Source organism: Streptomyces hoynatensis (assembly GCF_003626535.1).
In the GTDB taxonomy this organism is placed as follows: Bacteria; Actinomycetota; Actinomycetes; order Streptomycetales; family Streptomycetaceae; genus Streptomyces; species Streptomyces hoynatensis.
This window is the reverse complement of the sequence record NZ_RBAL01000006.1, coordinates 328,577-340,918: the sequence shown is the minus strand read 5'-3', so window position 1 is coordinate 340,918 and position 12,342 is coordinate 328,577. Positions and strand designations below refer to the sequence as shown.

The 12,342-nt window shown below is 74.8% G+C and carries 11 protein-coding genes and 1 pseudogene; 8 read left to right on the top strand and 4 right to left on the bottom strand.

The window, feature by feature from the left end; all coding sequences use genetic code 11:
• Window positions 1–180: 180 nt before the first annotated feature.
• Entirely contained in the window at window positions 181–873 is a 693-nt protein-coding gene (locus tag D7294_RS13660) for a class II aldolase/adducin family protein (RefSeq protein ID WP_120679219.1), read from the bottom strand.
• A gap of 68 nt (window positions 874–941) precedes the next feature.
• On the opposite strand from D7294_RS13660, the gene D7294_RS13655 reads away from it, so the two are divergent.
• Entirely contained in the window at window positions 942–2,273 is a 1,332-nt protein-coding gene (locus D7294_RS13655) for an inorganic phosphate transporter (RefSeq protein WP_120679217.1), read from the top strand.
• A 23-nt stretch (window positions 2,274–2,296) separates the two neighbouring features.
• Window positions 2,297–2,500, top strand: coding sequence for a hypothetical protein (locus tag D7294_RS13650; RefSeq protein WP_120679215.1), 204 nt, complete (start codon window positions 2,297–2,299; stop codon window positions 2,498–2,500).
• Here D7294_RS13650 and D7294_RS13645 read toward each other — a convergent pair.
• On the bottom strand, window positions 2,490–3,626 hold the full coding sequence (locus D7294_RS13645) for an amidohydrolase family protein (protein WP_120679213.1): 1,137 nt from the start codon (window positions 3,624–3,626) through the stop codon (window positions 2,490–2,492). The two genes, D7294_RS13650 and D7294_RS13645, sit on opposite strands and share 11 nt — an antisense overlap.
• A gap of 133 nt (window positions 3,627–3,759) precedes the next feature.
• On the opposite strand from D7294_RS13645, the pseudogene D7294_RS13640 reads away from it, so the two are divergent.
• From D7294_RS13640 to thpD, 6 genes and pseudogenes are all read left to right on the top strand, one after another.
• A pseudogene (locus D7294_RS13640) lies at window positions 3,760–4,341 on the top strand (SigE family RNA polymerase sigma factor); the annotation flags it as partial.
• A 211-nt stretch (window positions 4,342–4,552) separates the two neighbouring features.
• Complete coding sequence (locus tag D7294_RS13635) at window positions 4,553–5,200, top strand: hypothetical protein (protein ID WP_120679210.1); 648 nt, start codon at window positions 4,553–4,555, stop codon at window positions 5,198–5,200.
• 419 nt (window positions 5,201–5,619) lie between these two features.
• On the top strand, window positions 5,620–6,213 hold the full coding sequence (gene ectA, locus D7294_RS13630) for a diaminobutyrate acetyltransferase (RefSeq protein ID WP_120679208.1): 594 nt from the start codon (window positions 5,620–5,622) through the stop codon (window positions 6,211–6,213).
• Between the two features lie 122 nt (window positions 6,214–6,335).
• On the top strand, window positions 6,336–7,604 hold the full coding sequence (ectB, locus tag D7294_RS13625; RefSeq protein WP_120679206.1) for a diaminobutyrate--2-oxoglutarate transaminase: 1,269 nt from the start codon (window positions 6,336–6,338) through the stop codon (window positions 7,602–7,604).
• A gap of 64 nt (window positions 7,605–7,668) precedes the next feature.
• The gene (locus D7294_RS13620) at window positions 7,669–8,124 is read left to right on the top strand and encodes an ectoine synthase (protein WP_120679204.1); all 456 of its coding nucleotides are present in this window, start codon (window positions 7,669–7,671) and stop codon (window positions 8,122–8,124) included.
• A 175-nt stretch (window positions 8,125–8,299) separates the two neighbouring features.
• Window positions 8,300–9,199: an ectoine hydroxylase gene (thpD, locus tag D7294_RS13615; RefSeq protein ID WP_120679202.1), complete on the top strand. Its 900-nt coding sequence runs from the start codon at window positions 8,300–8,302 to the stop codon at window positions 9,197–9,199.
• 73 nt (window positions 9,200–9,272) lie between these two features.
• Here the strand turns inward: thpD and D7294_RS13610 are convergent, their stop codons facing one another.
• Window positions 9,273–10,397 carry a glycoside hydrolase family 53 protein gene (locus D7294_RS13610; protein ID WP_120679200.1) on the bottom strand — a complete coding sequence of 375 codons (1,125 nt, stop codon included), beginning with the start codon at window positions 10,395–10,397 and terminating at the stop codon, window positions 9,273–9,275.
• Window positions 10,398–10,811: 414 nt separating this feature from the next.
• The gene (locus D7294_RS13605) at window positions 10,812–12,338 is read right to left on the bottom strand and encodes an aldehyde dehydrogenase (NADP(+)) (protein ID WP_422070691.1); all 1,527 of its coding nucleotides are present in this window, start codon (window positions 12,336–12,338) and stop codon (window positions 10,812–10,814) included.
• Between the last annotated feature and the right edge of the window lie 4 nt (window positions 12,339–12,342).

Genomic DNA, 12,342 nt, shown 5'->3' with positions numbered 1-12,342 from the left:
GCGGGCGGGCGGGCGGAAACGGAGGGTGACGGAGGGGAGGCGGGGGCGCGCTGGGGGCGGAGGGGCCGGGGCGGAGCGGGGCGCGGGGGCGGGCGGCCGGCCCGGCGCTCGCGGTGGTGCGCGGCGCCCGGCGCGCCCCGGGAGGCGTTGCTCGGGCGAAGGCTGGGTAGTGAGGGAGTGTCAGGGCCCGTTCGGCGCGGGAGCGGCCGGGTCCTGCGGGCCGTAGGTGCGCAGCCTGTCCGCCACCTCCGCCAGCTGCCCGGGGCCGAGCAGGGTGGGGGCGCGGCCCGGCACCGAGCTCGCGGCCAGCCACAGGCGGCACATCCACTCCAGCTGCGCGGTGTGCTCGAAGGCACGCCGCAGGTCGGGGCCGTGGACCAGGGTGCCGTGGTTGCGCAGCAGGCAGCCGCTGCGCCCGCGCAGCGCGGCCAGGGCGTGGGCGGCGAGTTCCTCGCTGCCGTAGGTCGCGTAGGGGGCCACGCGCACCGGGCCGCCGAGCGCGGCGGTCATGTAGTGGATGGCGGGCAGCTCGTCGACGAGCGTGGAGACCGCGGTGGCGTGCACCGCGTGGGTGTGCACGATGGCCGCGGCCCCGGTCTCGCGGTAGACGGCGAGGTGCATCGGCAGCTCGCTGGTCGGCGGGAGGGAGCCGGTCAGCCGGCGGCCGTCGAGGTCCACGGCCAGGAGGTCGCGCGGGCCGAGCCGGTCGTACGGCACGCCGCTCGGGGTGACCAGCACGGCCTCGCCGAGCCGCACCGATACGTTGCCCGAGGTGCCGACGACCAGCCCCTCGGTCACGGTGCGCCGGGCGGTCCCCAGAAGCTCCCGCCAGGCCCGCCGCCAAGTAACAGGTTCCCGCCGCCGCAAATTCATCTTCCGTTCACCTATTCACTTTACGTTAACGACGCTTGGTCCCGCCCGCCGAACGATTGTCCGGGTATATGGAACACGTAACGTTGCTGATCACCATCGTGATCGTCACGGCTCTGGCGTTCGACTTCACCAACGGCTTCCACGACACGGCCAATGCCATGGCCACCACGATCTCGACCGGGGCGATGGGCCCCCGGGCGGCGGTGGCGATGTCGGCGGCGCTGAACCTGCTCGGGGCCTTCCTCTCGGTCGAGGTGGCCCGCACCATCTCCGGCGGCATCATCGACGAGGAGGCCGGGGTCAGACCCGAGGTCATCTTCGCCGGCCTCGTCGGGGCGATCGTCTGGAATCTTTTGACCTGGCTCGCGGGGCTGCCCTCCAGTTCCTCGCACGCCCTCTTCGGCGGCCTGATCGGCGCCACCCTGGCCTCGGTGGGCGCGGACGCGATCAACGGCGACGCCGTGCTGACCAAGGTGATCGTCCCGGCGGTGGCCGCGCCGCTGGTCGCCGGGATCGCCGCGACGCTCGCCACCAGGCTGACCTACCGGCTCACCCGCGGCGCCGACGAACGGGCCAGCGCCCGCGGCTACCGGGCCGGCCAGATCGCCTCGGCCGCGCTGGTCTCGCTGGCCCACGGCACCAACGACGCGCAGAAGACGATGGGCGTGATGACCCTCGCGCTGATCACCGGCGGTTCCCTCGCCCCGGGCTCCGACCCGCCGCTGTGGGTCATCGCCTCGGCCGGGGCCGCCATCGCGCTCGGCACCTACCTCGGCGGCTGGCGGATCATCCGCACGATGGGCAAGGGCCTCACGGACATCCAGCCCGCGCAGGGCTTCGCCGCCCAGACCGGCGCCGCCACCACGATCCTGGCCTCCTCGCACCTCGGCTTCGCGCTGTCCACCACGCAGGTGTGCTCGGGTGCCGTGCTCGGCAGCGGCATGGGCCGCCGCGGCGGGGTGGTGCGCTGGTCCACGGCGGGCCGGATGGCCGCGGCCTGGTGCCTGACCCTGCCCGCCGCGGCCGCGGTGGGCGCGCTCGGCGCGCTGCTCGCCGACCAGGGCGACTGGGGCGTGGCGGCCGTCTTCGTGCTGCTCCTGCTCGCGGGGGTGGGGATCTGGCAGCGGGCGAGCCGCGACCCGATCGACCACACCAACGTGAACGAGCCGCGGGCCGGGACGGCTGCCGAGGTGAACGCGGAGCCGGTGCCCGGGACGGGCGTCACCGCGGATCTCCCGGCGGAGCTCCCGGTGGACGTCGCCCTGAACGCCCCGGTGGGCCCCGTCGCCGAGCCGGCCGGGGAGGCGCCCAGGCCGGCGGAGACGGCCCTTCCCGTGATCATCCCCGCTCCCCCGGCGGCGCCCGCGCCGCACCCGACCGCGACCGACCCCGTCTCCTGACGGCGCAAGACCGGAGGTTCCCCATGGGCTTCGCGCACATCGACTGGTCCGCGCTGGGGCAGGTCGCCCTCGTCTCGGTGCTGCTGACCTCGGCCCTCGTCGGCCTCTTCTCGGTCGGGATGCGCTCCTCGGCCTCCGTGACGCGCGCCGTGCGGCCGGTCGGCTACGCCAGCTTCGCGCTGTGCGCGGCGGCGGTCGGCTACGGCGTGTGGATCATCACGGGCTGAGCGGGCCCGGCCGGCCCCCGCCGGCCCGGCGCACCGGCCGCCCGCGCAGCAGCACGAGTGCGGGGGCGGCCAGCACCCGCACGTCCCGGCGCGGGTCGGCCGGGTAGACGACGAGGTCGGCGGGCGCCCCCTCGGTCAGCCCCGGGCGCCCGAGCCAGGCCCTGGCGCCCCAGGTGGCCGCGGACAGCGCGGCCGTTGCCGGCAGTCCTGCCCGCACCAGCTCGGCCACCTCCTCGGCGACGAGGCCGTGGGCGAGCCCGCCGCCCGCGTCGGTGCCCGCGTACACCGGGACCCCCGCCTCCCAGGCCGCGCGCACGGTGGCGTACCGGCGCGCGTGCAGCCGCCTCAGATGGTCCGCCCAGCGCGGGAACTTGGCCTCCCCGCCCGCCGCGAGGCCCGGGAAGGTGGCGATGTTGACCAGGGTGGGGACGATCGCCACGCCCCGCTCGGCGAACAGCGGGATGGTCTCCTCGGTCAGCCCGGTGGCGTGCTCGATGCAGTCGATGCCCGCCGCCACCAGGTCGGGCAGCGAGTCCCCGGCGAAGCAGTGGGCGGTGACCCGCGCCCCCTCCTCGTGCGCCGCGGCCACCGCCTCCCGCAGCACGTCCGCGGGCCAGCAGGGCGCGAGGTCGCCGCGTTCCCTGTCGATCCAGTCCCCCACCAGCTTGACCCAGCCGTCGCCGCGCCGCGCCTCCCCGCGCACCACCTCGACCAGCCGGTCCGGCTCGATCTCGTGCGCGTAGTTGCGGAGATAGCGGCGCGGCCGCGCGATGTGCCGGCCGGCCCTGATCAGCCGCGGCAGGTCCGCCCGCTCGTCCATCCAGCGGGTGTCGGCGGCCGAGCCCGCGTCGCGCAGCAGCAGGGCACCGGCGTCCCGGTCGGTCAGGGCCTGCCGCTCCGCGGTCGCCCGGTCCACCGCCCCGTGCGCGTCGAGGCCGACGTGGCAGTGGGCGTCGACCAGTCCCGGCAGCGCCCAGCCGGTGACGGTGACGACCTCCCGCGCGGTGACGGGGGGCCGATAGCTGATCAGGCCCCCTATCACCCAGGCCTCTTCACGTACCTCCGCCTCGGGGTCAGGACCCGTCAGAACCCTCCCCTTGATGTGCACCACCGGACTGTCGCTCATGCCTCGGCAGCCTACAAATTGCCTGCTACTCTCCACAGTCGTTGGGGGCTCGCACGCAGGGACGAACACGGAACGACCCGTCGAACAGACGGGGTCCACGCACACGACGAGCCGCTTACCGAGGAGGTTGGCCGTGGCCAGCCCCAACGATGAGTACAGCGATGAGTTCGACCACGAGTTCCGGGAGTTCTTCGAGCGGCATCACGCCGAACTCTCCCGGCTCGCCCACCTGTTGCTGGGCACGCCCGGCAGCGCGGAAAGCGCGGACGACCTGGCGGCCGACGCGCTCGTGGCGATCTGGCACCGCTGGGACCGGGTGCGGGCCGCGGAGCACCCGGTCGCCTACGCCCGCGGCGTGGTGGCCAACCTGGCGCGCTCCCGCATCCGCAGCAGAACCCGCGAACGCCGCAGGATCGCCCTGTTCTGGTCGCTGCACGGCGAGCCGGCCGAGGGGCCCGACGTGCCCGCGGTGCTCGACGTGCGGGCGGCGCTCGGCCGGCTGCCGTACCGCAAGCGGGCCTGCGTGGTGCTGCGGCACGCCTTCGACCTGTCCGAGCGCGAGACGGCGCGCGCCCTGGGCATCTCCGTGGGTACGGTGAAGAGTCAGACCTCGCGCGGGATGGCCGAGTTGGCGCGGCTGCTCGCCGAGAACAGGCGCCCGGCCGGCCCGGCCGCCGGGCCCGGGGCCGCGGCGCGGACCGGGGCGCCGGCGGGCGAGGCGCCGGCGGGTCCCGCGCCCGGCCGGGCCGCATCGGCCGCCGAGGCGCCGGGGGCGGCGCCCGGCAGGGCCGCCTTCGGCCCGCCAGGGGCCCGCAGCGGGGACGGTCCCGCCGCCGGAGGGCGCGGCGAGCCCGGCGAGTTGCTGCGGGCGCTGCGCACGGGCCCGGCGGAGGGCGGGAGTTGGTGAGCGAGGCGGAAGAGGACCGATGCCGGAACGTCAGGAGCCGCGCGAGCTGCTGCGGGAGGCGGCCGCCGCGCACCGGCCCGACCGCGCGCGGATGCTGGCCCGCGTGCAGCGCGGCATCGCGGCGCGCGGGAGGCGGCGGCGCGCGGCGGCCTGGCCGCGGATCGCCGGCGCGGCCGCGGCGCTCGCGGCGACGCTCGGCGCGGCCTCGCTCGCGGCCGGGTGGGTGGGCGGGGGCGCGCCGGAGCCGGTGGAGGCCCCGGGCGTCACGGCCTCGGCGGCGCCCGCGCCCGGGCTCGGCGCCCGCGGCACGGTGGTCGACCCGGAGGACAATCCGCACTGGTCGCGGAGCGAGGTCACGCTGCGCACCGGCGGCACGCTGACCTCGCTGACGGTCGAGCTGCGGGTGGCCGCCGGGGAGGGCACGCGGCCGACCGGGGCCTGGCGCACGCTGCCCGAGGCCGACTTCGACCTGAGCTGGACGCGGGAGGACGGGTTCCTCGTGTTCCGCTGGCGGCTGCGCCCCGGCGCGGAGGTCCCCGCCGGCGAGCACACGTTCGCGGGCCAGTACGACCACGCCCCCGGCCGGCACGACGCCTCCAGGGACGGCTACCGCATCCTGGCCGCGGGGCCGGGCGGGGAGCGGACGGCGCAGGGCGGCTTCGGCTGACCGGCAACCGGCACGCGGCAACCGCCGGGGAGGGCACCGGGCCGCGCCGGCCACGAGGCCGCACAGCATAATCCCCGACATCAATTCCCCGGAAATTCAACTGCTGTTTTCGGGGGAATTTTCGATACACCTGGCGGGCCCTCTTCTTCCCGGTTTCTTCGGGGCTAAACACACTCCGGCCGCGCTCCCGATGCCGCCCCGACGTTCACGCCAGCGGGCCACGAAGATCGCACGAGCGTTACACATTTGTTACATCTCCCGCGCGGGAGCCCGGTTTGTCCGGTAACTAACGGACAAACCGGCACATCTTCGGGGGAGTTCCCCGGGACCCCACGCGCGCGCGATAACACAGGCCCCCCTCCCCCGTTAAGCCCCTCCCGCGATGCGATTTCAGATTCTGCTGGGTAAATTCGATCTGCATGACCCCCGCACAAGCAGACGATGCACGTGCCGCCAGTGATTGCAGCGATTCCCTGGAAAGCAATTCCTCGACCACGCAGGAAGGAATGCGACTCGACAGCCCACGCCTCGCCGACGGCGCGGCGCTGTGGCGCATAGCGCGAGACTCCCGGGTGCTCGACCTCAACTCGTCCTACAGCTACCTGCTCTGGTGCCGGGACTACGCCGGCACCTCGATCGTGGCCAGGGACGCCTCGGGCAGCCCGGTCGGCTTCGTCACCGGCTACACCCGCCCCGCCGCCCCCCGCACCCTGCTGATCTGGCAGGTCGCGGTGGACCACGCACAGCGCGGCCGGGGGCTGGCCGGGGCGATGCTGGACGCGCTCGCCGCCAGGGCGCGCCGCCGGCTCGGGGTCGAGGTCGTCGAGACGACCGTCACACCGGACAACACCGCATCCGACCGGCTCTTCACCTCGTTCGCCCTGCGGCACCAAGCGGCCGTGGAACGGGAGGTGCTCTTCGACTCCGTGGTCTTCCCCGAGCACGGTCACGCGCCTGAGGTGCTCTACCGGATCGGGCCGCTGGGCGCACCCGTGCCGGCCACGGGCCGCTGAAGGGCGCCCGCGCGCCCCGGCCCCCGCCCTCCCCGCCGCCCCTTGTCCGCAGCCCATCCCCTTCCCGCAGCCAGAAACCAGCTCGTTCGCCTTCGCCGGCCCTTCCCGACCAGGAGACCGCTGTGACCATCACCCAGCCCGACCTGAGCGTCTTCGAGACCCTGGAGTCGGAGGTGCGAAGCTACTGCCGTGGCTGGCCCACCGTCTTCGACCGCGCCAGCGGCAGCCATCTCTACGACGAGGACGGCCACGCCTACCTCGACTTCTTCTCCGGGGCGGGGGCCCTCAACTACGGCCACAACAACCCCGTGCTCAAACGCGCCCTCCTCGACTACCTGGAGCGCGACGGCATCGCCCACGGCCTGGACATGTCCACCACCGCCAAACGGGCCTTCCTGGAAACCTTCAGGGACGTGGTGCTGCGCCCGCGCGGCCTCGACCACAAGGTGATGTTCCCCGGGCCCACCGGCACGAACGCCGTCGAGGCCGCGCTGAAGCTGGCCCGCAAGGTCAAGGGCCGCGAGTCGATCATCTCGTTCACCAACGCCTTCCACGGCATGTCCCTCGGGGCCCTGGCCGTCACCGGCAACGCCTTCAAGCGCGCCGGGGCCGGCATCCCGCTGGTGCACGGCACGCCCATGCCCTTCGACGACTACCTCGACGGGCAGATCCCCGACTTCATCTGGTTCGAGCGGCTCCTCGACGACGCCGGCTCCGGCCTCAACACCCCGGCGGCCGTCATCGTGGAGACGGTGCAGGGCGAGGGCGGCGTCAACGTGGCACGTCCCGAGTGGCTGCGCGGCCTGGCCGACCTGTGCCGCCGCCACGACATGCTGCTGATCGTCGACGACATCCAGATGGGCTGCGGGCGCACCGGGCCGTTCTTCTCCTTCGAGGAGGCGGGCATCGTCCCCGACATCGTCACCCTCTCCAAGTCCATCGGCGGCTACGGACTGCCGCTCGCCCTCACGCTGTTCCGGCCGGAGCTCGACATCTGGGAGCCGGGCGAGCACAACGGCACCTTCCGCGGGAACAACCCCGCCTTCGTGACCGCCTCCGCCGCCCTCGACACGTACTGGACCGACGGGCAGATGGAGAAGCAGACCCTGAGCCGGGGCGAGCAGACCGAGGCGGCGCTGCGCTCGATCGCGGCCGAGCACGCGCACGCCGGCGCCGGGTTCCGCGGCCGCGGGCTGGTGTGGGGGCTGACCTTCGAGGACACGGAGCGGGCCGCCGCGGTGTGCCGCCGGGCCTTCGAACTCGGGCTGCTGGTGGAGACCTCGGGCCCGGAAAGCGAGGTGGTCAAGCTGCTGCCCGCGCTGACCGTCACCCCCGAGGAACTCGACGAGGGCCTGCGGGTCCTGGCCAGGGCCGTGCGCGAGACCGACTGACCGCAAGGCGGCGCCGGCCGCCCTGAGGCCGGCGCCGCACACCGAACGGAAGGAAGAAAGCGACGTGATCGTCCGATCGCTCAGCGACATCGAGGGAACCGACCGGGACGTGGTGTCCGCCTCGGGGACCTGGCGCAGCAAGCGCATCGTCCTGGCCAAGGAGCAGGTGGGCTTCTCGCTGCACGAGACCGTCATGTACGCGGGTACGGAGACCACGATGTGGTACGCGAACCACATCGAGGCGGTCTTCTGCGTGGCGGGCGAGGCCGAACTCACCAACGAGGAGACCGGCGAGAAGCACCTGATCAGGCCCGGGACGATGTACCTGCTGAACGGGCACGAGAAGCACACGGTCCGCCCGCGGACCGACTTCCGCGTGCTGTGCGTCTTCAACCCGCCCGTCACCGGCCGCGAGGACCACGACGAGAACGGCGTCTACCCGCTGCTGACCGAGGTTCCCGAGGTCCCGGGGGCCGCGGCGTCCCCGCAGGTCGCCGGGGTCCCGGAGGCCGCCTCCTGAGCCGGGCGGACGCGGCCCACACAACCGGCGGGAAGGCGCACCTGCCAGGCACGCACCGAAGGAACGCAACCCCCCGGGCAACCCGGGTGATCCGCGAAGGACCCGCGAGGACCGCGAACGGCCGCGAAGGGCCGCGGACAACGGGAGAAACGGGAAGGAACAGAAGGGAGTCATCATGACCACCGCACCCGAGCGCACCGTCGACCTGTACCCCACGCGGGGCGCGACCGAGGTGGCCACGCCGCGGCAGGACCCGGTCGTGTGGTCGGAGCCGGGCGCGCCGGGGCCGTTCTCGGCCGAGGAGCTGAAGGGGCTTGAGCGGACCGGCTTCGCGACGGTCGAGCAGCTCATCTCGCCCGAGGACGTGACCGTCTACCTGGCCGAGCTGGACCGGCTGGTCAACGATCCCGCGGTGCGGGCGGACGAGCGCTCCATCGTGGAGCCGACGTCGCAGGAGATCCGCTCGGTCTTCGAGGTGCACAAGATCAGCCAGGTCTTCGCCGACCTGGTCCGCGACCCGCGGGTGCTCGACCGGGCCCGGCAGATCCTGGGTTCCGACGTCTACGTGCACCAGAGCCGGATCAACGTCAAGCCCGGCTTCGGCGCCAGCGGCTTCTACTGGCACTCCGACTTCGAGACCTGGCACGCCGAGGACGGCCTGCCCCGGATGCGGACGGTGTCGGTCTCGATCGCGCTGACCGAGAACTACGACACCAACGGCGGCCTGATGATCATGCCGGGCTCGCACCTGACGTTCCTGGGCTGCGCGGGCGAGACGCCGAAGGACAACTACAAGAAGTCGCTCCAGATGCAGGAGGCGGGCACGCCCTCGGACGAGGCGCTGACCGGCTTCGCCGACCGGCACGGCATCAAGCTGTTCACCGGCCCGGCCGGCTCCGCCACCTGGTTCGACTGCAACTGCATGCACGGCTCGGGGGACAACATCACCCCGTATCCGCGCAGCAACGTCTTCATCGTCTTCAACAGCGTGGAGAACACGGCGGTCGAGCCCTTCGCGGCCCCGGTCCGCCGCCCCGAGTTCATCGGCGCCAGGGACTTCACCCCGATCAGGTGAGCCGCCGGCCGGCCCCCTCGCCCCGCCCGCCGCACGGCGCGGGCGGGGCGTCCTGCCGCCCGGGACAGCACAGCTAGGGCCAGGTCACCGCGGGCAGGGCCCGGTCGTCGTAGCCGAACAGGGCCTGGTTCTCCCAGGCGTTGCCGCTGCCCGGGTCGGCCGGGTCCCAGCCGTTGCCCGGCGTCGCGGTCCAGGCCGGCTCCCAGTAGCAGACCCCGAGGCCGCGGCCGCCCGGCACCCGGGCCATCACGGCCGTGATGTCCCGCATCCAGGCGAGTTGGCCCTCCGGGGTGGCGGGGTAGCCGGGCACCAGCTGCGAGGAGCTGCCGATGAGGTCGGCGGTGCCGTCCTCGCTGCCGAGCCGGAAGGGGTAGCCGGTCTCGGCCACCAGGACGTCCTTGCCGTAGCGGGCGGCGGCGTCGTCGGCGTTGGCCTGCAACTCGTCGAGGCTGCCGTGCCAGTAGCCGTAGAACGACAGGCCGATGACGTCGAACGGGACGCCCCGGGAGACGGCGTTGTCGAACCACCAGCGGGTGCCGCCCAGGTCGCCGCCCTCGGCGAGGTGCAGGACGATCCTGGTGCCGGGGGAGGCGGCCGTGGCGGCGCGGGAGCCGCTGGTGAGCAGCCCGGCCAGGGCGTCCCAGTCGTCCGCCGAGCCGTCGGGCCACAGCAGGCCGCCGTTGATCTCGTTGCCGATCTGCGCCATGCCGGCCGGGGTCCCCTGGGCGGCGAGGGCGCCCAGGATGTCCGCGGTGTGGTCGGCGACCGCCCGCTCCAGGGCCGCGCCGCCGAGACCTGCCCAGGCGGCCGGCTTGTTCTGCTGCCCCGGGTCGGCCCAGCTGTCGGAGTAGTGGAAGTCGACCAGGGTCTGCATGCCGAGGGCCGCGGCCCGCCTGGCCATCGCCAGGATCTGCGGCTTCCCGTGGTAGCCGTCGGGCGAGTTCACCCAGACCTTCAGGCGTACCCAGGTGGCGCCGCCCTCCTGGAGGATGCGCACCGGGTCGCCCACGGTGCCGTCCTGGTGGCGGAAAACCGCGCCGTGGTCCTCGCCCTTGGGCACGGAGGACAGGTCGACGCCGCGGACGGGCACCTGGGCCGCGCGGGCGGGGCCCGCGGTCAGGGCGGTGAGGGCGGCGGGGGCGAGGGGTGCGGCCAGGGCGGTCGCGCCCGCCCGGACGAGGGTTCTTCTGCGCATCATGGGTCCCTTCCATGAGCCGCGGCGGGACGGCGGCCGGGGCGTGGGCCCCTGGGCCGTCCACGTGGGGGGACGTGCCCCACCGGCCCGGCGCGCCGGGCGCCGGAAGGCCGTTCCCTGCGGGCCGCGGGGCGCGCGCCCGCCACGGGGTGGGCGCGGCCGGGGGTCGTGCGGGCCCACGATAGCCAGCGCCTCCCGGCCCGCGGCAAGGCCAGGACCGGCCTGCTTCCGGCCGCCCCCCGCCCCGTCGCTCCCCCGCCGCCTCCGTGCCCACGGAACGCGCCGCGGCCCCGCCCACGCGGGGCGGATGCGGCCCCACGCGGCCCACGCGCGGCGGATGCGGCCCCCACGTGCGCGGGCCCGGCCGCTCGGCCCGAGGCGGGCGGGGCGGCCGGGCCCGTGGGCCGGGGCGGGGCCTCAGATCTCGCGGCTGCCGTTCACCCGCCGGGGCAGGCCGAGCGGGTTCTCGTCGCGCAGCTCGGGCGGCAGCAGGGCGGGCGGGGCGCTCTGGTAGGTGACCGGGCGCAGCCAGCGCTCGATCGCGGTGGCGCCGACCGAGGTGGAGGTGGAGGTGGTCGCCGGGTAGGGGCCGCCGTGGTGCTGGGCGGGGGTGACGGCCACGCCGGTGGGCCAGCCGTTGACCAGGACGCGGCCGGCGAGCGCGGTGAGCTCCGACAGCAGCGCGGCGCCCTCGCCCTCGCCCCGTTCCTCGGCCGCGCCGAGGTGCAGGGTCGCCGTGAGGTTGCCCGGCAAGCGGGAGAGCACGGCACGGGCCTCGGCGGCGCCGGCGTAGCGGACGAGGACGGTGACCGGGCCGAAGCACTCCTCGAGCAGCAGGTCGTGCGGGCCCTCCGCGGCCAGCCGCGCCGCGTCCACGGTGAGGACGCCGGCCGCGACGGTCCTGTCCTCGCTCCCGGCGGCGGCCACCGGCGCCTCGACGCCGTCGAGCGCGGCCCGCTCCGCGACCCCGGCCAGGAACGCCTCGCGCATCCTGCCGTCGAGCATCACGCCGTGGGCGGCCTCGCCGGCCTTCTTGGTCAGCGCGTTCAGCAGCTCGTCGCCCGCCCCGCCCGCGGGGGCCAGGACCAGGCCCGGCTTGGTGCAGAACTGCCCGGTGCCCAGCGTCATCGAGGCGGCGAGGCCGGCGCCGATCTCGGCGGCGCGCTCGGCGGCGGCGGCCTCGGTGACGAGGACCGGGTTGAGGCTGCCCAGCTCGCCGTAGAAGGGGATCGGGACGGGCCTGGCCGCGGCGGCGTCGAACAGGGCACGGCCGCCGCGGACCGAGCCGGTGAACCCGGCCGCCGCGACCAGCGGGTGCGTGACCAGGGCGACGCCGGCCTCGAAGCCGTGCAGCACGGTGACGACGTCCTCGGGCAGCCCGGACCTGGCGGCGGCCCGGCGCAGCGCGGCGCCGGCCAGCTCGGAGGTGGCCGGGTGGTCGGGGTGGGCCTTGACGACCACGGGGCAGCCCGCGGCCAGGGCGCTTGCGGTGTCGCCGCCCGGCACGGAGAAGGCCAGCGGGAAGTTGGAGGCCGAGTAGACGGCGACGACGCCGAGCGGGATCTTGTAGCGGCGCAGGTCGGGGCGGGGCGGGGTGAGCGAGGCGTCGGCGTGGTCGATGATCACGTCCAGGTAGCCGCCGTCGGCGACCTCCGCCGCGAAGGCGCGCAACTGGCCGGTGGTGCGGGCCAGTTCGCCGGGGAGGCGGCCCATGCCGAGGGCCGTCTCGGCGTCGGCCGCCGCGAGGATGCGCTCGCCGTCCGCCTCCAGTTCGTCGGCCGCGGCCCGCAACAGGGCGATCCTGGCGTCCCGGTCGGCGAGGGCGGCCCTGGCGGCGTGCGCGGCGCGTACCGCGGCGTCGACGTCGGCGGCGGTGGCCTCGACCCCAACCTGCTCTCGCTGCTTTCCGGTTCGCGGGTCAACGCTCCACACTGGTTCTGCCACCGGG

Excerpts from the sequence above, each read along its gene's own strand:
- D7294_RS13645 (WP_120679213.1), bottom strand. The coding sequence starts at position 3,626 with ATGAGCGACAGTCCGGTGGTGCACATCAAGGGGAGGGTTCTGACGGGT.
- D7294_RS13655 (WP_120679217.1), top strand. The coding sequence starts at position 942 with ATGGAACACGTAACGTTGCTGATCACCATCGTGATCGTCACGGCTCTG.
- D7294_RS13610 (WP_120679200.1), bottom strand. The coding sequence starts at position 10,397 with ATGATGCGCAGAAGAACCCTCGTCCGGGCGGGCGCGACCGCCCTGGCC.
- D7294_RS13660 (WP_120679219.1), bottom strand. The coding sequence starts at position 873 with ATGAATTTGCGGCGGCGGGAACCTGTTACTTGGCGGCGGGCCTGGCGG.
- D7294_RS13650 (WP_120679215.1), top strand. The coding sequence starts at position 2,297 with ATGGGCTTCGCGCACATCGACTGGTCCGCGCTGGGGCAGGTCGCCCTC.
- thpD (WP_120679202.1), top strand. The coding sequence starts at position 8,300 with ATGACCACCGCACCCGAGCGCACCGTCGACCTGTACCCCACGCGGGGC.
- ectA (WP_120679208.1), top strand. The coding sequence starts at position 5,620 with ATGACCCCCGCACAAGCAGACGATGCACGTGCCGCCAGTGATTGCAGC.
- D7294_RS13635 (WP_120679210.1), top strand. The coding sequence starts at position 4,553 with ATGCCGGAACGTCAGGAGCCGCGCGAGCTGCTGCGGGAGGCGGCCGCC.